This is a genomic window from Streptomyces sp. CMB-StM0423 (genome assembly GCF_002847285.1).
Lineage (GTDB): Bacteria > Actinomycetota > Actinomycetes > Streptomycetales > Streptomycetaceae > Streptomyces.
The window spans coordinates 1683945-1705244 of sequence record NZ_CP025407.1 but is presented as its reverse complement, the minus strand read 5'-3'; the positions used below and the strand labels follow the sequence as shown (position 1 = coordinate 1705244).

Below are 21300 nucleotides of genomic sequence, written 5' to 3'. Positions count from 1 at the left end.
GCGCCGGTAGACGGGTGGGGCGGGTGGGACTGCCCGTTCGGTACGGGTCCCGCGGCCGCCTAGACTGGCGCGCGCCCGGCCCGCCCGCAACCACAGACCCAGCCCCAGGAGTCCGCCCCGTGCCCGAAGAACAGCAGGCCCACGCCACGTCCCCGAGTGTGGTCGGGGAGGAGTACGAGGTCGAGGTCGGCCCGGTGGCGCACGGCGGGCACTGCGTGGCCCGTACGGCGGAGGGCCAGGTGCTCTTCGTACGCCACACGCTGCCCGGCGAACGGGTCGTGGCCCGGGTCACCGAGGGACGCGCCGGCGCACGCTTCCTGCGCGCGGACGCGGTCCGGGTGCTGGAGCCGGCGAAGGACCGCATCGAGGCGCCGTGCCCCTACGCCGGCCCCGGCAAGTGCGGCGGCTGCGACTTCCAGCACGTCGCCCCGGGTGCGCAACGCCGGCTGAAGGCCGACGTACTCGCCGAGCAACTGACCCGGCTCGCGGGGCTCACCGCAGAGGACGCGGGGTGGGACGGCACGGTGGAGCCGGTGCCGGGCGACAAGGTGCCGAAGGGCGAGGTACCCGCGTGGCGCACCCGGGTGCAGTACGCGATCGACCCCGGCGGTCACGCGGGCCTGCGCAAGCACCGCTCGCACGAGGTACAGCCCGTGGACCGCTGCCTGATCGCCGCCCCGGAGGTGGAGGAGCTGGGCGTGGAGAGCCGGGAGTGGCCGCAACTGGCCACGGTGGAGGCCATCGCCGCCACCGGCTCCGGCGACCGCCAGGTCGTCCTCACCCCCCGCCCGGGCGGCCGGCTCCCCCTGGTCGAACTGGACCGCCCCGTCTCCGTACTCCGCGCGGAAGACTCCCGCACCCCGGGCGTCCCCGCCGCGATCCACCGCGTCCACGGCCGCGACTTCGTCCGCGAACGCGCCGCGGGCCGCACCTGGCGCGTCGGCGCGGGCGGCTTCTGGCAGGTCCACCCGCGGGGCGCGGACCTGCTCGTCGAGACGGTGATGACGGGCCTGATGCCGAAGAAGGGCGACATGGCCCTCGACCTCTACTGCGGCGTCGGCCTCTTCGCCGGCGCCCTCGCCGAACGCGTCGGCGAGAAGGGCGCGGTCCTCGGCATCGAGTCCGGCAAACGCGCCGCCGCGGACGCCCGCCACAACCTCGCCGACCTCGACCGCGTCCGCATCGAACAGGGCAAGGTCGACCGCGTCCTCCCCCGCACGGGCATCACGGAAGCGGACCTCGTAGTCCTGGACCCACCCCGCACCGGCGCCGGCCGCCAGGTGATCACCCAGATCGCCACCCTCCACCCCCGCCGCATCGCCTACGTCGCCTGCGACCCGGCAGCCCTGGCCCGGGACCTCTCGTACTTCACCGCCGCGGGCTACACCCCGAAGTGGACCCGCGCCTTCGACCTCTTCCCGATGACCCATCACATGGAGTGCGTGGCAGTGCTTGTGAGGGCGGAAAAGGCTGCCTGACCTGGGGTTTTCGTGATGCGCATGATGTGCGTTGTGTGCGGTATGGGCGATATCTTGACGCTGAAACGACGCTCTCCGAGGTATCGTGACGCTCAATTGACGCTCGTTGATCTTGCTCCGAATGCCCCGATGAACTGGACAGACAGCGTTCCCGGCGACCGGTCAAGCCCCTTCTTCCGCCCCCGCAACCACTGGTGCGCCTGCAGGCCAGCCGGGTTCTCCCTCCGCTCAGCGCCTGGAGGGGGGATGCGCTGCATCCCGTCGTCGTCCACCGCGGTGACGGCGCGACTTCCGCTGCGCAGCAAGCCGGCCCAGGTGTCGTTGAAAGCGGCCTTCGCATGGCCGAGGAACACCGAGGACGCACCGTCATCTCGGGGTAGGTGATCTAGCCACGCCAGCAGCCGTGTGAACATCGCGTCCCCGGTGGCCCGGGTCGGCAGTGCCACCATGCAGCCGCCAGCCCCGCTACGCGCCGCCAGGATCTCGGCCGCGGCAAACGCCGCCTCGGTCTTACCCTCACCCATCGGAGCTTCGATGATCACGAGCCCGGCGGGAACCATCTCCCGTGCGGTGCGCACGGCCTCTTCTTGCACCGGACGCACCACGGCGCCCCGGCGGAGTTCGAAGCGGGAGCGGAACAGTACGTCAACTGCCTCCCGCGGTTCATCCGGCTCCCACGGAGTGGGCAGATCAAGCCCTCGCCAGGCTGCCTCCATGCGCTCCTGAGTGCTCCCGAGCCCTTCCTCGTCGAGAGAGTAAGGAAACAACTCAGCGGAACTGGCTATCCAGTCAGCCACGATCACCAACGCCGTCAGGGCCACCTGCGCCGGCTGCGTCAGCTTGACGCGACGCCAGTCACCAAGGCGCGCGTCGGCTCCCGCGAACCGCGCGCACGCGTCCAGCAACTCGTACTGCACAGCCTTCCACGAACGGCCGGCCGGACCCCCGGTCCGCAACAGGTGAGGCCGCAGTTCAAGATCGTGAATCCTCTGATGACTGGGTGGCACGCCGTGATGTCCACCCACCACGACCGCGAACTGACCGCTGGCACGATGTGACCAACCGTGCCGCTCAAGAAGCCATTCCTGCAGCAGCAGTTGCCCGGCGATCCCGTGAGGCGCCAGCTTGCGATCGTCACCCAGCTGCTTCAGGCTCGGCATGTCCAGACCCCGGCTGCGCATGGTCTGAGCCAGGGAATCGCTTTGACACGCGAAGGCAGGCGTGGCCTTGCCGATGTCATGAGACGCCGCCATCCAGACCGCCAACCGGCGCCCGTCCTGCGGACCCCCGGGCAGCCCTTCAGAGACCAACTCCCTGACACTGGGGGGTAGCCACGCATCCCACAGCCTCCCGGCTACTGCGCCCGAGTCGCACATGTGCCGGAACAGCGGAAGCCAGTCATCAGTCTTGCGATCACTCTTCCCCCAGGCCACACGTGCACCAGCAGACAGGCCGCAGAATGCGGCGTGATCAGCCTCGTGGCCCGGAGTCATCCACGCATTCGATCCCATCGGCCATCACATCGGGTGGTAGAGGAAGGAAATGTTCGGACTTGACCGGGTTCGGCTGGCAGGACATTGATTCTGAACGCGGCCGTATCCGGCAGGCGAGACGGGGCGAGACGTCTACTCACGCTCGCCCCGCCTCCACCCCTCAACTCATGTGTGCAGCGAGACGGTCCACATGCGCAGCCTCACCCACTTCCAAGGGCGGCTCCGTACGCGCAGCACCAGAGCTGCGAGCACCAAGACGACGATGAACGTCCAGGGGGCAGCGGCCGGCGAAGCCCGAGAGTGGAGCGTCAGCAACGCCGACAGCGCAACCTCCACCACCCACATCAGTAAGGGGTCCTCCGAAAGTGATCGGTGGCCGATCTCTGCGAGACTGAGGTTTTCTCGGTCACTTTCATTTCCATGTGTTGCTGAGGACGAGGGCGGCTTCGGCGAAGACCTGGTGGATGTGGTCTTCAAGGAGTTGCTTGTTCTGCCAGGCAAGGGTGGAATCGGTGCCCTTGGGGGGAGTTATGGGTGCGCCTCGTCCGGCGCGCGGCTTGTGCCCGGGCGCGCGGCGATGACGGCGGCCGCGGCGCGCTGGGCCGCGGCCAGCTGGCTGTGCGCTTCGGTGATCCGTTCGGCGTAGCGTTTCTGTTCAGCTGCGGAGTGCGCGTTGATGCCTTCCGCCTGCTGCCGGGCCTGGTCGCGCAGGGCGGCCGCTTGCTGCTCGGCTCGTTTCATCACCGACGCGGCCTCATCGGCGGCCCGGTCGCGCTGTTCCAGCGCCTTTTGAAGGGCGTGCTTGACCCGTGCCTCGGCTGATTCGAGCGCTTTGTTGACGGTGCCGGCACGCTCGGCTGCCTGCGTGTCGTGACGCTGTTCCTGTTCGGCCTGGGCCGTGTGCTGGGCGTTGATGACCTCGGTCGCCGCCAGCGCATTGTTCGCGGCGTGTTGCCGGGCTTCCTCCACCACCGCGTACGCGTCCTGCTTCGCCTCAGCGGTGATCCATGCGGCGGTCTCCTGCGCCTGCCGGATATACTGCCCGGCGTGCTCCTCGGCGGTCCTGCGCCGGTCCTCGGCGAGCATGCCGGCAACACGGCACTGCTCGTCGCCCTCAGTACGGGCCGCATCTGGCAGCGCGCTGCTCTCCGTGCGGGCCTGCTCCAGCATCCGCTCCGCCTCGGTCACCGCGTAGATGTAGAGGTTGCGGGCACCTTCACCGAGTTCCTCGAAGGACGGCGGCGGCAGTGCCGCAGCATCCTCGCGCAGCTGCGCCAGCCGCAGCTGACGGCCCCGCAGCTCCGCTTCCAGCTCGACGACACGGTGTCCTGCCGCACGCAGGATCGCAAGCAGCTCGCCGACGACACGGTCGACCTGGTGCGGCGCGTACCCTCGGCCGCGGGTTACCAGCATGAAGTCCCCCGGATGCATCATTCCGCCTTTCACGACCTGACCACTGTGTTCCGTTCCTGGCCCATAGCCTCGAAACCTGCCCGTGGTGGCTTCGGGCGGCCACCCTCTCCAGGGAGCCGCAAACCTGCGCAAACCGCAGGTCCCCGACCGGTGGAAACCCGCGGTGGCCCCATCAGGTGGCGGCAGCGGCAACCTTGCCGTCGAAAAGACGTCGCCGGTGACGGTGGCCGTCCCTGGGCGGCCGTATCGGCGCAGACGTACCGGACACAGGCGGCGGCTGTCCCGCCCGCCCCGGGCCGCCGGCAGCCGGCCGCGGGCGCCCGGGTTTCCCGGCGGTGCACCGGATCACCGCGGGCGCGGGCTTCGACCTCGGCGGAGGGGCGACAACTTCCCGGGACTTCAGGGGCCGCACTTAGTACCGTCGTGGTCCCATATCGGCCAGTCGCAGTGGACCCGGCTGCCGAAGATGATCTGTGCGGTGGGCTCCACCGATCGGTCCGACTCGGGGGGCGTGCCCAGGACCCTTTGCGTCGAAGTGCCTGTGGCAGCACTCCCGTCAGAGCGGATGTCGACGCCTTGGGCGACGCCGTCCGTCTCCTGGTGCGGGCCCCACCGCCCCCGGGGAGCTCAACGCTCGGCCGGGGGCGGTGTGCTGGGATCAGGCTCCGGACGGATCGCGCTCGGCCCGGGCGCGGGCGGACTCTTGCTCCGCCACGTCCAGCCAGCGCTCCCAGCGCTGCCGCATCGGGTTGATCAGGCCGCCGCCGACACCGACGATCAGGATGCCGGCCACGGCCGAGAGCGCGGCGTAGAGGACGGGCTGGGTGACGGTCGTCGCGATGCCCGCCTGGCCGAGCGCGGCGATCACACCGAGGGTGGCGATGACGGCCCACGCGGCTGTCCCGACGGTCTTGCCGTAGAAGACGCTGGAGAGGGCGGCCGTAATCAAGGAGCGAACGACGTTGGCTATGGCCATCGCGACGACTACCAGCACGACAGCGACGATGAGTTGAGGCAGCCAGGTCACGAGTCGGTCGATCATCACGGTGACGGGGTTGGGGCCGAACACGCCGAAGCCGAGCTGCAAGGTAACCAGCAACAGTCCGTAGTAGGCGATGCGGCAGAGCAGCGCCGTGATATCCACCTGGGCATCCGTCAGCAGGCGTGCCGCGCCGGCCCGTTCGGCGAGTTTTTCGCTTCCGGCCTTACGCAAAATTCGGTCCAGGACTCGCGCGGCTACTTTTGCGCAGCTCCAGCCGATGGCGAGGATGATGAGGAACAAGGCGAGTTCGGGAACGAACTGGGCTACTTTCGACCAGGCGTCGTTGAATCCTTCAGTGAAGTTGATCGCAAGGGATGTTTGATTGTGGGACATGATTGTGTCCTTAGGGTGTGAGCGGCCCTTGGGTGGGGACCGAAGTGTCGCTGAGAGAGGCGGGATTACCCCTTGTACGGGCCTGCCCGTGCTTTTCCCCCAGCGATGCCCCGACTCCGCGGAGGATCGCAACCGCCTCCGGTCAAGGGGCCTGAAGTCGACGCCTGTCCAAAGGTGGCACCAGGCGACTTTGCCCGGCAGTGTCCTTCAACCGCAAAAAGCGGTCCGGTCGGTGCACTCCTGCCGCCGCAATCTTGCTAAGGGTGGCCTGGCAGCGCATCCCGTGGTCCCCGGAGTCGGAGAAAGCGTGCGGCGATTGGTGTCCTCCCCGCCCGCCCCGGACCTAAACCTTGGGATCCTCGCACCGCGTCCATGGCGCCACCGGAACGGACCGGGCCCACGGAAACCTGTCAGCAGCCCTGACTACCGCCTTTGCCGGCCTAACCCTCATGCCACTCGCCGCCATTCACCTCGCACGAGGTGTCACAGTTCACAGACTCACGTACTTACTGAGCGGACGGACTTCTGCGTCGATCTGCGGCGGTACCGCCCTAACTGGTCGATCAGCCCCCTCACGCATCGTGAGTAGTCAGACCATTGCAACGGGTAAGGCTGGGCTCCCGGTTGTCGTTTCGGGTCAGGCCGTTCGGGGCAGACGGGATAACGGCCCGGCCCCTCGGCAGGGCTGTTCAGGCATCTTGAAGAGCTGCTGACAGGTGGTTTGCCTCAGGCAACGCTGTGTGTCGTGTGAGCTGTAACCTCGACGATTCCATGTGCGACGTGTCCCGGCGCTGGTGTCGGGACACATGCTGATCACAGTGGTGGTTTTGCAATGCCCGGCTGTTCTGTGTTCGGCCGAGTCGTTGAGCAGACTGCCGGTTGGTGAACCCCGAAGAAACGGAGATCAGGGAAACCATGGCGAGGGAGGAAAAGGCCACCTCGGATCGAAACCACCCCGGACGTGCCCGGCCTGAAAGATCCTCGCCTAGACCGCCCGTCAACCATCGCCGGGCTCGCAGCGCAGACCATGCTCCTCAAGGAGTCTATGCTCGCCGCGGCCAGAGCCAACCCGACAGTGGCTCGTGCGGCACCAGCAGGCAGGAAAAGTATGACCTCGTTCGACAATCTCAGGGCCCGGCTCGCCCGCATCGTGCGGCGGGTCGGGGAGGCCGCGCCGCCGCGGGACGCCGTCGTCCTGCGGTGGCTCGCCTTCGTGGTCGCGGCGCTCGCCACGTCGGTCCTGGTCATCGCGGGTACTGCCCGCTCCACCGTCGCCGACGCGGGCTTCTACCGGGCCGCGCTCGACCGGGAGCACGCCTACGACCGGCTCTACGACCAGGTGCTGGTCGACCCCGAGGCGTCGGGCGTCACCCGCGACCTGCTCGCCCGGCTGCCCGTGCCCGAGTCCGTCGTCACCTCGAACCTGAAGACGGTTCTGCCGCCGACCACGGCGCGGGCCCTGGCCGATGGCGTCATCGGGGACGCGGTGGCGTATCTGCGCGGGGATGGGGACGAACTGACGCTGGAGGTCGACCTGCGGCCGGTGCTCGACAACCTGGGCGCGGTGGGGAACGTCCACTTCGCCGACGTCGTCGCGAATCTCCAGGACAAGCCGGCCCCCGACTACGCGGCCTTCCAATCGGACCTTGGCGAGGCCGTGAGCCGGATCGCGGGCGGCGAGCGCCCCGAGAGGCTGCCGACCCTTGACCTCACGGAGGAGCAGGCGAGGACCGCCACCGACATGGTGCTGCGGGCCGTGCCCGCGGGCGAGCGGGCGGAGTTGCGCCCGCGGCTGCTTACCGCATTGCGCAGCGGTGACCTGGCGACGGCGCTCGCGGAGGTCGGACCTGCACTCTTCGCCGGGCGGGAGTACCGGGCCGCGTGGGGGCTGCGGAACACGGCGGACGGGGTGTCGTGGGACCTGGCCTCCGAGTTCGGCTCCGGCGGCGACGAGCTGGGCCCGGCGCGCGAGGCCCGTTCTTTCACCAAGCTGGGCCTGGGCTGGGTGCAGACCGGTGCGGTCCTGCTGGGGCTGGCCTCGCTGGGCGTGCTGTGGCGGTACGGGCCGCGCGCCCCGGGCCGCCGGCTGATGCGCATCGGCGGGGCGCTGGCGTGCGGCGGCGCGCTGACGTTCGTGCTGGCGCTGGTGGTGCGCGGGATGGTCGGCGGCAGCATCGCCGCCGCGCCGGGGAACTGGCCGGACTCCGCCGCCCGGCTGCTGGCCGACGTCCAGCGCACGGCGCTGGACCGGCTCTACACGGTCGCGCTGACGACGGCGGCGGTGCCGCTGACGGCGGGGGTGCTGCTGGCCGCCGGCGGCTGGCTGTGGCACCGCAGGGCAACGGCGATCGCCGCCGCGAGGGCCACTGATGCTGCCGTGGCAGCAGGGGAGCGGGCCGCGAAGATCCTCAAGACCGGCGAACCGGAAGGCGGGAAGCCGGACGCCAGGAAATCGGATGCCGCCCAACCGGGTGCCGTGCCCGCCGGCCCGGGCGCGCCCGTGCCTGCGCCACCCCTGCCGCCGCGCTACCGCTGGGGCGCGGTCGGCATCGTCGCCGCCGCGCTGGCCGGCGCCGCCTTCGTCCCCAACGCCTTCGGCGGCGAGTCCGACCGCCGCTGCAACGGGCGCGAGGAACTGTGCGAGCTGCGCTACGACGAAGTGGCCCAGCTCGCCTCGCACAACGCGATGGCCACCTCACAGGACCACTTCATCGCCCCCCTGCAGGACCCTTCCATCTCCGGCCAGCTCAATGGGGGCGTACGCGCCCTGCTGATCGACACCCACCGCTGGGAGACCCCGCCGGAGATCACCGAACGGCTGGTCGACTCCGACTTCACCCCGACCATGCAGCGGCAGATCCGCTCCGTACTCAACACCGTCGACCCGCCCCGCAAGGGCACCTGGCTCTGCCACGCCGTCTGCCGCGGCGGCGCACTGCCACTGGTCCCGGAGCTGGAGAAGATCGGCGACTGGCTGGAGCAGAACCCGTCGGACGTGGTTACGCTGGTGGTCCAGGACGGCATCAGCGGCGCCGACACCGCCGCCGCGATGCGCAGGGCCGGGCTGGAGGACGTGGTCTTCACCCCGGACGACGACCCGGACAAGCCGTGGCCGACGCTCGGCGAGATGATCGACGAGGACCGGCGCCTGGTGGTGTTCGCGGAGAAGGCGGACGGCCCGGCGCCCTGGTACCGCAACTTCTACCGGTACGGCATGGAGACCCCGTTCTCATTCCGCACGCCGGCCGAGATGACGTGCGAGCCATACCGCGGCGGCGAGGACAAGCGGCTCTTCCTCATGAACCACTTCGTCACCAACAGCGGCGGCAGCCGCCTTGACGCCGGCCGCATCAACACCCGCGACTATGTACTCGACAGGGCCCGCCGGTGCGAGCAGGAGCGCGGCTGGCCGGTGAACCTGGTGGCCGTCGACTACGCCAATATCGGCGACGCCCGCGGCGCCGTGAACGCACTCAACGACGAACGCATCGCCCGCCACGAGGACTGACCGGCGCCGGATACACCGCAGGACGGCGGCGTAGGGCGGCGTACCGGCGCCGCCCGTACGCCCATCGTCAACCTCGCCCGGCTCCCCCGCCTGAACGGCACGGACAAACCCGAGACCGGACTGGCATCGGACCCACCTGACCAACCCACGAACCTCACGACTTAAACCTCAGTCGTCCCGGCTGTTACGGGCTTCGGTGAGCTTGCGTCCGACACCTGTTTCGTGCTCCGGCCGGGCGCTGGAAGAGAGCGCCGCTGGAGCGGTCCGCGGCCTCTGCGGTGCGAAGATGGGTGAAGCCGCGCCTGGTGTATTAAGACCGTGTCCTACGTGGTGAGGCGGACGAGTCGTTTGTAGCAGCAGAGGGCTGCGGCGAGGCCGAGGAAGGCCAGGTAGTTGCGGGGGTTGCGTTCGTAGCGGGGGCTGAGTCTGCGGTAGCCGGACAGCCACGACATCGTGCGTTCGATCACCCACCTGCGGCGGCCCAATCGTTCGCTGGACTCGATGCCTTTGCGGGCGATCCGGACTCCGATGCGCTTGCCGCGTAACCATTTCCGCAGGTCGGGCCGGTCATAAGCTTTGTCCGCGTGCAGGCGCTCGGGCTTGAAGTATCGGCCGCGATCCGGGTCGTGTCTCGTTTGGTGACCCTCGACCATGGGCTTCAGCCCTTCACTGTCGTGGGTGTTGCCAGCTGAGACGCCGACGACGAGGGGCAGTCCGTTCGTGTCCGACAGGATGTGCATCCTGGAACCCGGCTTGCCTCGGTCCACGGGGCTCGGACCTGTGTGTTTGCCCCTTTTTTTGCCCTGACGTGGGCGGTGTCGAGGACGACGCGGGTGACGTCGATGAGGCCGGCGTCGTCGAGCCGGTGCAGGACTGCTTCATGCAGACGGCCCCAGACGCCGGCTCTGGACCAGATGAGGAACCGCCGGTGGGCGGTGGACTTCGAGATGCCGAAGCAGGGCGGCAGCGCCCGCCAGGCGCAGCCGCTGACCAACACGTAGATGATGGCCGCGAACAGCGTTTCATCAGGGGTGTTGGCTGTTCCGCCGCCCTGCGGCCGTGTTCGTTGCTCCGGGATCAGCGGCCTCGCGATGTCCCACTACCCGTCCGGCATGATCCAACTCCACGTTCCCCGCCCCATACGGGGTCAACGTCCGCCTCACCACGTAGGACACGGCTAAGCGGCTTCCTGACGCCCGCCCGAGCAACGCGGCGCGAAAAGCCTCCAGTTCGCGTCGGATGCGATTGGCGCCGGTTCCCAGATACGGCAGAAACGGGCCATGGGATGCACTGTTCGAACTGACCGACGCACTGCTGTGTGCCGACAGGCTGGTGCCCCGCCGGTGGACCTGACGATGGTGCCCGAACCCCGCTGTGGTCACGGTCGACGGCGCCGACGAATGACCCACGGTCCGCCGCCCAGAACCATGATTGAAGGAGGGAGTACCCACTTCGTACAGTTGGGAGGTATGGCAGAGACCTCCCCCGCTCCCTCCCGGCGCGATGCGGCCCCCGACCAGGCCCGCGCGATGATCGTCGCCGCGGCCCTTCCCCTCGTCATCGAGTACGGCGCCTCCGTGTCCACGGCGAAGATCGCGCGCGCCGCAGGCATTGGAGAGGGCACGATCTTCCGGGCCTTCGCCGATAAAGACGCCCTGCTCGCGGCCTGCATAACCGAGGCGGTACGGCCCGACGACACCCTCGTCCACCTGGAATCGATCGCACTGGACCAGCCACTGGCGGCCCGGCTCACCGAGGCGGCCGAGGTGATGCGCGGCTACATGACGCGCATGCTCGCCGTTACCGGCATCCTCGTGTCGGCCGGGGGACCGGAACGCCCTGCACCTGCCAATCCCGCCAAAGACGGCCGTTCCCCGGATCCCGGCACAGCCCTGGCCGCCCTGTTCGGCCCCGACCAGGACTCCCTGCGATTGGCCCCGGAACGGCTCGCGGACGCCTTCCAGATGCTCCTCATGTCTGCCGGCCGCCCCGGCGCCCCGGATCCGCTGACCACCGAAGAACTGGTGGACCTCTTCCTCAACGGCGCGCTCACGATCCCGGGGGAGGCCCGGTGACCACAAATGACACCTACGACGCGCTCGTGCCCCGGCGCCGGACGGCGATCACGTTTGCCCTGCTGGGCGCGCCTTCCTGGCCATGCTGGACGGAACCGTAGTCAGCACCGCTCTGCCGCGCATCCTCAAGCAATCGGCGGTGACGGTTCCTGGCACGTCTGGCTCGTCACCGCCTGATCCGCGAACTCCATCAGCCTCCCGGACGGAGGGACTCATCCGGATGTGGTGCTCGGCATGGTGGGCGGTCCGATCATCGGCGGCCTGCTGGCCGACCACGCCGGCTGCCGCTGGGCGTTCTGGCTCAACCTCCCCATCGGCCTCGTCGCCTCGGCCGGTACGCCTACGACAGCGGACGCCTGGCCGGTGCCGAGAGGCGCTTCACCACCTCCCTGCGGGCCTCGGCGACCGGCGGCGTGGCCACCATGAACGCGAGCGCGCTCGCGTTCTGGGCAGCTTCCGCTACGCCGCGGGTGACCCCTACGAAACAAGATCACCTCCGGGCGGGTGCTGGCCATGCTCCACGCCCGCGCCGCCCGCGCACACTCCAAGGCTGGCGAGCCCACGGCCGCCTACCGCCAGGCCCGGCCCGTCGCCGACTTCCTCGACCTCACCACGTAGGACACGGTCTAAGAGCTTGTCTCACGTGGTTTCAGGTTGGTGAGGCATGATGCCGTGTCATGGGTGTTGGTCTGTCCCAGCGGCTGGTTCCTGATGATCTCTGGTCGCTTGTCGCTCCGTTGCTGCCGTCGTTTCCTTCGCGTCCGCAGGGAGGCGGTACTGCGCCGGTTGACGAGCGGGCCGTGTTCACGGCCGTCGTGTACGTGCTGACCAGCGGCTGTGCGTGGAGGCATCTGCCGGAGACGTTCGGGGTCTCGCCGGCGACCGCCCACCGCCGCTTTACCGATCCCCGCCATGCCCTCCACGACCGTCACCCGCGGGGCCACGCTCGGCGCCAGCAACACGGCCAACTCGGCCTCGCGGCCGGTGAACGCCGGGAGGTCGTCGGGCGGCGCACCCGCCACCGCGGCCACCCCGGCGTCAGCCGACCCGCCGACCACCCGCGCGTAGGCCGCCCGCCACCGGGCGGCCCCGCCCGCCACCAGCGCCTCGGCCACGTCGGCTGGCAAGTCCGCGTCGAGCCGTCGGCGGCCCCGCTGGAAGCACCGGTGCACGGTGTCGAAGGCGGGCACCTCAGGCACCCCGCGATCGGCTCGGGCGCGGCAGACCCGCCGGTGCACCTCGCGCTCCGACACACCTGCCCAGGCGCGTAACTCCCGCAACCGGGACACCAGGTCATCCACCGTCCTGGCGCCATCCGGCTGCGGCAGCGCGCCGTTGTCGCCGTCGCGTGCGGAGGACGTCATCCGCTCCCCTCGCAGACCCGCCCGATGCCAGCGGTCACCTACCCGCGGAACGCCCCGCCACTCCGGGCACGACCAAGCCGCCGCCGGTGGCCCTCCTCCACAGCCACCAGTGGCACCTCACCCAGCGATCAGTTCGGGCAGCCGGTGGAGAGCTGTGCCACATCTCCATGGTTTTCGTCCACCCCAACCACGGGGGGCGACGGTTGGGCCTGCTCCTGCTCGAAGGCATCTCAGGGGCACGCCAGCAAACAGGGATACTCACACCTCCAGGTATGACCGGTAAGAGCAACGACCGGGCGCAACACCTCTACCGACGCGCTGGCTTCACTCCCAGCGGACGCACCCTCCTGCTCGACAGCGGGGAACCCGTGTTCCATTTCGTCCGCCCCGCTTCATACCCGGAAAGATCAACGCGGTTCCGCTCCGAGGCTGCCCCCGGCCGTCGCGGTACACGCAGCTGGCAATCGCGTCAGTGAACGAGGTCACGCGCTGCCCAGGCGGGACGCTCGGCTGGGCAACGCCAGCCGAGCGTCCCGCCAAGGTCCTGGCCACAGCCAGTTGATCAGTGGGTTACGTCGACCCCCTTGGAGTTCGCCGGACCGGGGGCGCTGTTGCCTGGCTTCAAGCGGGGACGGGGATTGGCGTCAGCACTCGGGGATGTCGCGCCCGTTGTTGTCCTTGGCCTCGTCGTTGCCCCAGCGCGAGAGGTAGTAGGCCGCGACGTACTGGTTTCCCGGGCCTACGTCCAGGTCGGTGCGCAGCCACCAGTGGTTGAAGTTGCCGGAGCTGTCGCGGATCTCCCGGCCCCAGACCTTGCAGAAGACGTAGTTGGTGCCCTGGTGCAGGGTGCCGGTCTCGTTCGTGCTGGTCGGGGAGTCGTACCCGGGGGCGTTGGCGAACGTGTCGACCCAGTACCGGTCGCTGGGCGGGGGCGGACCGCCCGAGCCACCGACCAGTTCCATGTAGTAGTTCCAGTTCCAGTGCGGCCCTGGGTCCGTGTGGTCGTTGCCGGGAACCTCGACATGGCCGAGGATGTGCGCGCGGTCCTTGGGGACCCCGTAGCGGTCCGCCAGGTGTCGGGTGAGCGCGGCCGACGACCGGTACATCGAGTCGGTGAACCAGCTCGGGTCGTCCACCCATCCCTCGTGCTCGATCCCCAGCGATGAGGAGTTGGCGTCTCGCGCATGCCAGGCCGTGTCGCCGTCCCGCACCATCTGTGTGACTTCGCCGTCCGAGGAACGGACCACGTAGTGTGCGCTGCTCTGCGCCGCCGGATTCTGGAACCAGCTGATCGAGCCCGCGTACGAACCTTGCGTCACATGGATGACGATCTTGTTGATCGACGCGGAGCGCCCGGAGTTGTAGTTGCTTGGTGAGGCGGGCACCCACAGCGCGGGCGGGTAGTCCGTGCTCGCGGTGCCGATGTCGCGCGCCGCGTAGGCGCCCCGCTCAGGGGCTACGTCGTGCGCGGCGATCTCCACCTTCTCGCCGTCGACCACAGTGGTGACGCCCTCGGCGAGGACCTCGTAGACGGCGTCCGCGTACAGGGTCGCGCCGGCTTCCCCGGCGCCGCTGTAGCGGGCCACAGCCGGGTACCAGGCGTCGAGGTCGCCTCGTTTGGCTGCGGCCAGTCCCAACGCGTCCGCGTGGTCGCGCAGTACGGCGGCGCCGCCCTCGATGTTCGCAGCGGTATCGCCGCGCAGTCGGCTGGAAGAACGGCCGGTGAGTTCCGCCGCCCGGTGTAGAGACTTGTTGTCGGGGTTGCTGACCAGGTGCATGACCCCGTAGCCGTTGGCCTGGCTGGGCTGGCCGTTGTGGCCGTCCAGGTGGGTCTCGCCGTAGCCGACGGCGGCCAGCAGGTCCCGTGGAACGTCATATTCCGCTGCGGCCTGGTCGAAAGCGGTGTTCAGCGGGTTGCCGTCCTGCTGTGGCTCGGCGGTGGCCTGCGTCCCGCCGACGGACAGCGCAGCGACGACTGCAAGGGCCGCCACCGACACACGCCGTCTGGCTGCTGTGGATGAGCGTCTGCGCATAGGGGACTCCCTGCTGCTGTGGGGGAAAGGATCCCGGGCTAGTGAGAATGGCGCGAGCATGACAATATCCGGATCGCGCCAAGTCGCTTCGAAGGACAGCGAGCTATGCGCAGATCGCGTCGTTCACCATCTTGATCATCGCGTCGGTTTGCGCCTTGCCATCGGCGATCACCGGAGTGTTGTTGACGCCGGTGGAGATCGCACGCTTCCCGTCGCTCACGGTCATCGTGGTGTAGCCGGCGATCTGTCCGGTGTGACCCCACACGTCCTTGCAGTCGGTCTTGAACTGCTGGAGCCCGAGCCCGTAGGCCCCGACTTTGTCCACCGTCTGGAGCTTCTGCATCTCGGCGAGCCGGGCCCGGGGAAGCAACTCGCCCTCCAGCAGCGCGTTCAGAAACGTGGTCAGGTCCCGGCCGGTGGAGACCAGCGCGCCCGCCGCACCCCACACCGCCGGCTCGTAGTTGGTGACGTCGGCGAGCGGCAGCCCGGACACGGACAGATACCCGCGGGAATACGGCCCCGGCAGCCCCTTCTCTCCGGCCCGCGGGTAGAACGTCGACTTCAGGCCCAGTGGTTCGACGATGCGGCTGCGGACCTCAGTGGCCAGGTCACGCCCGGTGACCTTCTTCACCAGCATACCGAGCACCACGTAACCGGTGTTGGAGTACTGGCCCTTGGTCCCCGGGTCGAACTGCTTACCCGCCTTGGTGCCCTCGTTCACCATTTGCTGCTCGCTCGGAGGTACCACTTGCCACGTGGGGTTGAGCAGCAGGACCGCGGACTGAAGGTAGTCGCCGTTGACGAATCCGACGTTGTCCTTGATTCCTGAGCGGTGTTGCAGCAAGTGCCGTACGGTGATCGCTTTCGGATCGAGGCCGGTGCCCTGCACGACGCCGGGCAGGTAGTCCTCGATCGGCTTGTTGAGGTCGATGCGCCCCTCTTCGACCAACTGAAGCACGATCGTGGCGACGAACATCTTGGTCTGGCTGCCCACCCGGAACCGGGTGTCCTCGTTCGGCTTGGCCGTCGGGAACAACTGCGTGCTGCCACTCCCGTAGCCCTGCACTGTGTCGCCGTTGCGGATCGTCGCGGCCGCCCCGATCGAGCCGGTCGCCACCCGGTAGCGGTCCAGCTCCTTCTGAATGAGCGCCGCATCCGACTTCGCCTGACCGGACTTCTCCTTACCCGACTGCACCGCGGTTGCCGAACCGGACACCATCAGCGTGGTCACCACCATCGCTGCGGTTCCGACGAGAACCTTTTTACTACCCATGCAATCCCCTTCATCTCTCACTAATAGGAGTGTTCTCGAAAACGATGTCAACACACCGAGCACGCAAAGCCGTGGGACGGCATCCGTTCGGCCGCGGCCTGGCAACATGGTCTACGTGCCCGGCGCCCAAGGCTGTCCCTCCTGGACCTCCGGCATGGGGAGACCCCGTACTGGGCGCCCCTCCCGCCGAGCATCTGAACACGTCAACCACCGCTCATTTCTCCACCGCGATCCCGACAAAGAAATAGTCTGGCCCCCGGGTGCGCGTCCGAACCATCAGTCCCCATCTCATCGCCTGCGCTTGCCATGAAAGCGATGTTAGACACACGACGGTTTGAGACGAGCGGTGTTTTCGGGCTCCGCCGAAAACCCCTTGTGACGGCGGGAAATGGACCCCAGCCTGCTCCGAATTACTGAGCTTCTTCGAGGTGGCCACCGATCAGGTGACGGTTCGCGAGCCGCGACGAGCGAGGCCCCCGGGCTGTTGATCGAGATGTCTGACGTCCCAATCACCTTGCTCGGGGGCCTCGTTGGTCATCCATCCTGCCGCACTCGACCGGGACTGCTGCAGGGGTGGGTGACGCTGTCACCCGATCACGCAGCAGTCCCGAATGCGCGTGCGGCTGGCAGGTCCCCAGCGTGATCACGTGATCGATGCGCACCGACAAGAGCGTCGGCATGCACGATGAGCCCGTCCATGGGGTGATACCGGCTGCCCCAGAGCTTCGCTAAGGGGCTCGATTGCGGTGTGTGTGCCAGTGCCGGAGGTGGCGCAGGCAGTGAGCCGGTAGTCCGTGCGGCGGCTGTCGCGGGTCAGGCTCCCTCGGACCGCGCGGTGGCCAAGAATGGGCCGCGGATGCCGCTGTTCCGCGATCGGTTGCGCGCAGAGACCCTGCGCCAGGGAGCCGAACTTGCCCTCGCCGATCTTGGCGGATCACCGTCAGGGTCCGCTGGCCCGACATCACTCATTCAAGTTCAGTGGCCGGGCGGTGACTTCGGTGGCGGTGGGGCTGTGCACGCCGTCGGCTGACGCGGTCGCTGCCGCCTCCAGCCGAAAGCGTGCGCGTAGCCGGGCCTTGCAGGGCGGTTCGGCGAGCATCGACTTGACCGCTACCGCGTGACCGCCTAGGGACCGGGCGAGATGGACGGCCGCCTTGCCGCTGCGCCAACAGCGTGGGGTCATGTGCCGTTCTCCCGCAGAGCGGGCGTTGTTCAGGATCGTCCCGAAGGATCTTTCCGCGCAGGCAACAGCACCAACGCGTCTCCCCACGAACCAGCGAGAGAGGTCCATAGTGTTGAACTCCCTGTCGCATCGGCGCGGCAGACTCCGCGTCGGGTTGACCGTCGCGACCGTCCTCGCCGTCGCCGGCACGGCCGCGACCAGCATCCCCGCCCCCTCGGACGCCGCCGCCTCGGACGCCACGACCGCCGACCGCTCTGAGCGGGGTCGTTCCTGGAACCAGACCGCCTACCGGGGTCAGGTCGAGGTCGTCAGGAGTGAGGAGGGCCCGGCCGAACCCGCCACCCTGACCGGCACCGTCTTCGACGACCGCGACCGCGACAGCGTCCACGACCGCCGTGAGCGTGGCGTGGCCGGCGTCGCCGTTTCCAACGGCCGGGAGGTGGTCACCACCGATCGCCAGGGCCGCTACGAGCTTCCCGTACGCGACAACATGACGGTGTTCGCCACCCAGCCGTCCGGGTACCAGGTCCCGGTCGACGCGGCGAACATCCCGCAGTTCCACTACAACCACCTCCCCAAGGGGTCCCCCGACCTGCGCTACGGTGGTATCGCCCCGACCGGGCCGCTGCCGGACGCCGTGAACTTCCCCATGGTGCGCAGCCAGAGCACCGACGCGCGCTCGCAGGAGTGCGTGATCGCCGGTGACCTCCAGCCCTACGACACCACCGAGGTCGAGTACGCCCGCCGGGGCGCGATCGGTGACCTGTCCAAGCGCCACGGCTACGCCGGCTGCGGCAGCCTCTTCATCGGCGACGTCGTCGGCGACGACCTGTCGCTCTACGACGACGTACGCGGGCTCACCGGCCTGCTCAACGGGCCCGCCCGCATGCTGCCGGGCAACCACGACCTGGACTTCGACGCCCCGAACGCCGAGCACTCCTTCGACACCTTCCGCGCCCAACTCGCCCCGGAGTACTACTCCTACGATGCAGGCGACGTGCACGTGGTGGCCCTGAACACGGTCCGCTACCCGTGCACCGGCGAGGAGGACAACGCGGACGGCACGCACCCCGAGTGCACCGACCCCGAGAACACCCCGCGCTACAACGGCTGGCTCAGCGAGGAGCAGCTCACCTGGCTGGAGCGCGACCTGGAGCAGGTCGACGACGACAGCCTCGTCGTGATCGCCAGCCACATCAGCCTCCTCAACTGGGCCGACCAGGGCAGCAGGACCCACCAGGTCGACCAGGTCCAGCGCGTGTACGAGCTGCTGGAAGGCCGTGAGGCCGTCTCCGTCGCGGGGCACAGCCACTCGATCGAGAACATGAAGGCCGGCGACTCGATGGAAGGCTGGCGGGAGCTGTGGGGCGTCGAGGAGATGCCCTTCCCGCACATCACGGCGGGCGCCATCTCCGGCGACTGGTACTCCGGCGCCATGACCGAGAACGGCTACCCCACCGCGCTCGGCCGCGACGGCGGCCGCCCCGGCGTGCTGACCCTCGACGTGCGCGGCAACGAGTTTCGCGAGCGGTACACAGTGACCGGCGAGAGTGACCGCACCCAGACGCAGCTCAGCCTGAACAGCCCGACGTACCGCGAGTGGTACGAGGAGCGCCGGGCCTGGAACGCGGACAAGCAGGGCGCGGCGCCCGAGCCGGGCGACCAGCTCGTCATCGACCGGGACGACCTGGCCGGCGACACCTGGCTGACGACCAACTTCTTCGTCGGCTCCACCGGCTCCACCGTCGACGTCTCCCTCGACGGCCGCCGGTCGAAGTCCGCCACCCGCACCCAGGAGATGAACGGTGAGGCACCGCGCATCGGCGCGCAGTGGTCCGACCCGTACGCGGCCACCGAGCAGCTGACCCACGGCGGCAGCGTCGCCGACCGCAGCATGCACCTGTGGCGCTTCGAGCTCCCGGAGGACCTCGCCGTGGGCAAGCACCGGGCACGGGTCACGGCGACGGACTCCTACGGCCGCCAGTTCACCGACACCCTCACCTTCGAGGTGGTCGAGCAGCACTGACAGGCTCACCTTTCCCGCCGCCTTCCCGGAGGCACCAGGGGGTGCGTCACCGGCGACCAGCCGGCGACGCACCCCCTGCGCATGCACGGCGCGCCCGCCCGCCGTTGGCGCGTCGGAGGGGGCGCCGGGCGGGCCGCCCGACAAGGCATCGACGTCTGCCCACCCTCGCCGCCCCCGGCGCCCTGGACTCGCCGTGCTCCGGCGCCGACTCCGGCTTCGGCGTAGTGGTACGGGTCCCGGTGGGCGCGGCCGGGGCCTGGACAGAATGCTGCGCCGTGCTCGCGGGCCGGGCCGCTTGCTCCCACTGCGCGTCCGGTCCCGGAGAGCCCGACACCGACGTACGGCCCGTCGCCAGAACCGCCACCGCGGCGGCGCTCCCGATCAAGACCCAGCGCATCCGCCTACCTTGAGGACTCCGTGCTCCCGGTGGCGCGCCACGCCGAGGACGGCTGCCAGACTCGGCGGAGTGTTTCCGCACGGGGCCCAGATGCCGTTCAGGATGGCCGCACGGCGCTCCTCGTACTCCGTCTCGGTGATCGCGTTCGACGGCGGCCCAACTGAACGCCTCAACCTGCGAAGCCGAGGGGCGTGTTCTCCGTGGAGGGCTGTACGCGGTCGGCCGGGGCTACGGCGGACGCAGCATAGAGACGACGGCGTTGCGGGATTCGGAAGTTGTCCCCACTACGGGCGGCGCGCGGAGGAGACTCCCGCGCTCACGTTCACCCCCTTGGAGCCCCTTGCGAGGTCACTGGCCAACCTGCCTGGTTGCTGAGCGAGGGGACCGGAGCCGACCCACCGGGAGAGGACCGCCGTGGGCCATCACGAAGCCACGTTGGCGATGCCTTCGCGTTCTGGCAACGGGCCGACGGCCCACCACGGGCCCCTCCGGGTCCGGCTTCCCACCCACCGGCGTTCCTGTTCCCGGCCCTCTCCGGCCGTCCTTCCCACCATCGCGCCTGCCTCTCTGCCGCACAACGCGGACGGTGCCGCGGCTGGGAATCGCAAGCACCGCGGTCGTTCCCGGGCTAGCGCGTCTCGCGGCGGCCCGGTCTGGTCGTGGTGAAGCGGTCCCGGTACTGGCTGGGCGAGACTCCCAGGCGAGCGCTGAAGGTTCGGCGCATCGTCTCCGCGCTCCCGAAACCGGCCTGTCTGGCCGCCTGTTCGATGGTGTGACCGGCGTCAAGCAGGGTGCGCGCGTGGTCGAGCCGCACCCCTTCGACGTACTTGGCCGGGGTGGTGCCGAGTTCGGCGGCGAAGAGCCTGGCCAGATGGCGGGGGCTGACACCGATGCGCGCGGCCAGACTTCCGGCGCTGTGGTCCAGCGCCGGCTCTGCGGCGACCAGGTCCACCACGGCGCGCAGCGAGGGTGCGCGCGGCGGGCGGAGTTCCAAGGCGGCGGAGTACTGGGACTGCCCGCCGGGCCGTTGCATGAACATCACCAGGTTGCGCGCCACGGTCCGGGCCAGGTCGGGGCCCTGGTCCTGCTCGACCAGACCGAGCGCGAGATCGATCCCGGCCGACACCCCCGCCGAGGTGAAGACACCGTCGTCCTCGACGAAGATCGCGTCCGGCAGCACCTCGAGGTCGGGATAGGAAGCCGCCAGCAGCGCCGCGTGGCGCCAGTGCGTGGTCACCCGCCGACCCGCGAGCACACCGGCGGCGGCCAGCGCGAACGAGCCCGTACAGATCGACACCAGCCGACGGGTCAGCGGCCGCAACAGGCGAATCGCCTCGACGAGACCGGTCTCGATGGGGCGGTCGGCCAGGCGGTCGCCTCCGCAGACCACAACGGTGTCGGTACGCGTGACGTCTGCCGCGGCCCCCTCGACGGGCATCCGGATGCCCGTCGAACTGTGGACCGGTTCCCCCGACGGAGAGACGTAGCGCAGCCGGTAGGCGGCGCCGGCCAGATTCGCTTCGGCGAACACTTCGGCCGGCCCGGCGACGTCGAGTGTCTTCACCCCGTCGAACATCACGAACACGACGATGTGTGGACGGCTCTCCATGCGTACTCTCCTCGACCTTGATCGCCCGCGAAGCCCCGTGGACGGTCTTATCAGACCGTTGCCGCCATGTCCG

The 21300-nt window shown here is 69.2% G+C and carries 13 protein-coding genes; 6 read left to right on the top strand and 7 right to left on the bottom strand.

All coding sequences use genetic code 11. The features are described 5' to 3' along the window. Window positions 1-119 precede the first annotated feature (119 nt). The gene (locus CXR04_RS07165; RefSeq protein WP_101421035.1) at window positions 120-1478 is read left to right on the top strand and encodes a class I SAM-dependent RNA methyltransferase; all 1359 of its coding nucleotides are present in this window, start codon (window positions 120-122) and stop codon (window positions 1476-1478) included. Between the two features lie 92 nt (window positions 1479-1570). On the opposite strand, the gene CXR04_RS07160 is transcribed toward CXR04_RS07165, so the two are convergent. The 3 genes from CXR04_RS07160 to CXR04_RS07145 all read right to left on the bottom strand — a co-directional run bounded on the left by CXR04_RS07160 (window position 1571) and on the right by CXR04_RS07145 (window position 5759). Then, window positions 1571-2971, bottom strand: coding sequence for a CRISPR-associated endonuclease Cas3'' (locus CXR04_RS07160; RefSeq protein WP_101421034.1), 1401 nt, complete (start codon window positions 2969-2971; stop codon window positions 1571-1573). Window positions 2972-3499: 528 nt separating this feature from the next. Beyond that, complete coding sequence (locus CXR04_RS07150) at window positions 3500-4417, bottom strand: hypothetical protein (RefSeq protein ID WP_159072277.1); 918 nt, start codon at window positions 4415-4417, stop codon at window positions 3500-3502. A gap of 625 nt (window positions 4418-5042) precedes the next feature. Continuing rightward, the gene (locus tag CXR04_RS07145) at window positions 5043-5759 is read right to left on the bottom strand and encodes a mechanosensitive ion channel family protein (protein WP_101421031.1); all 717 of its coding nucleotides are present in this window, start codon (window positions 5757-5759) and stop codon (window positions 5043-5045) included. A gap of 1108 nt (window positions 5760-6867) precedes the next feature. On the opposite strand from CXR04_RS07145, the gene CXR04_RS07140 reads away from it, so the two are divergent. After that, window positions 6868-9267, top strand: a complete 2400-nt coding sequence (locus tag CXR04_RS07140) for a hypothetical protein (protein ID WP_101421030.1) — start codon at window positions 6868-6870, stop codon at window positions 9265-9267. 323 nt (window positions 9268-9590) lie between these two features. On the opposite strand, the gene CXR04_RS07135 is transcribed toward CXR04_RS07140, so the two are convergent. Continuing rightward, window positions 9591-10360, bottom strand: a protein-coding gene (locus tag CXR04_RS07135; RefSeq protein WP_234380713.1) for an IS5 family transposase whose coding sequence is annotated in 2 segments (ribosomal slippage) — window positions 9591-10060 and window positions 10060-10360 — 771 coding nt in all. Because the reading frame shifts where the segments join, the coding sequence is not laid out codon by codon here. Between the two features lie 376 nt (window positions 10361-10736). Here CXR04_RS07135 and CXR04_RS07130 point away from each other — a divergent pair. The 3 genes from CXR04_RS07130 (at window position 10737) to CXR04_RS36860 (ending at window position 13182) form a co-directional block, all read left to right on the top strand. Continuing rightward, complete coding sequence (locus CXR04_RS07130; protein WP_101421028.1) at window positions 10737-11342, top strand: TetR/AcrR family transcriptional regulator; 606 nt, start codon at window positions 10737-10739, stop codon at window positions 11340-11342. A 677-nt stretch (window positions 11343-12019) separates the two neighbouring features. Further along, on the top strand, window positions 12020-12613 hold the full coding sequence (locus CXR04_RS36865) for a transposase (RefSeq protein ID WP_199850412.1): 594 nt from the start codon (window positions 12020-12022) through the stop codon (window positions 12611-12613). Between the two features lie 77 nt (window positions 12614-12690). Continuing rightward, the gene (locus CXR04_RS36860) at window positions 12691-13182 is read left to right on the top strand and encodes a GNAT family N-acetyltransferase (protein WP_442802359.1); all 492 of its coding nucleotides are present in this window, start codon (window positions 12691-12693) and stop codon (window positions 13180-13182) included. Window positions 13183-13350: 168 nt separating this feature from the next. Here CXR04_RS36860 and CXR04_RS07115 read toward each other — a convergent pair whose 3' ends face one another. Together CXR04_RS07115 and CXR04_RS07110 are read right to left on the bottom strand one after the other, a co-directional pair. Then, window positions 13351-14739, bottom strand: coding sequence for an N-acetylmuramoyl-L-alanine amidase (locus tag CXR04_RS07115; protein ID WP_101421027.1), 1389 nt, complete (start codon window positions 14737-14739; stop codon window positions 13351-13353). A gap of 103 nt (window positions 14740-14842) precedes the next feature. Continuing rightward, entirely contained in the window at window positions 14843-16012 is a 1170-nt protein-coding gene (locus tag CXR04_RS07110; protein WP_159072276.1) for a serine hydrolase domain-containing protein, read from the bottom strand. 1337 nt (window positions 16013-17349) lie between these two features. Between CXR04_RS07110 and CXR04_RS07100 the strand changes: the two genes are divergently transcribed. Beyond that, window positions 17350-19221 (top strand): calcineurin-like phosphoesterase C-terminal domain-containing protein, encoded by a 1872-nt coding sequence (locus CXR04_RS07100; protein WP_199850411.1) that lies wholly within the window; start codon window positions 17350-17352, stop codon window positions 19219-19221. Between the two features lie 1025 nt (window positions 19222-20246). Here CXR04_RS07100 and CXR04_RS07095 read toward each other — a convergent pair. Then, on the bottom strand, window positions 20247-21227 hold the full coding sequence (locus CXR04_RS07095) for a GlxA family transcriptional regulator (RefSeq protein ID WP_101421024.1): 981 nt from the start codon (window positions 21225-21227) through the stop codon (window positions 20247-20249). Between the last annotated feature and the right edge of the window lie 73 nt (window positions 21228-21300).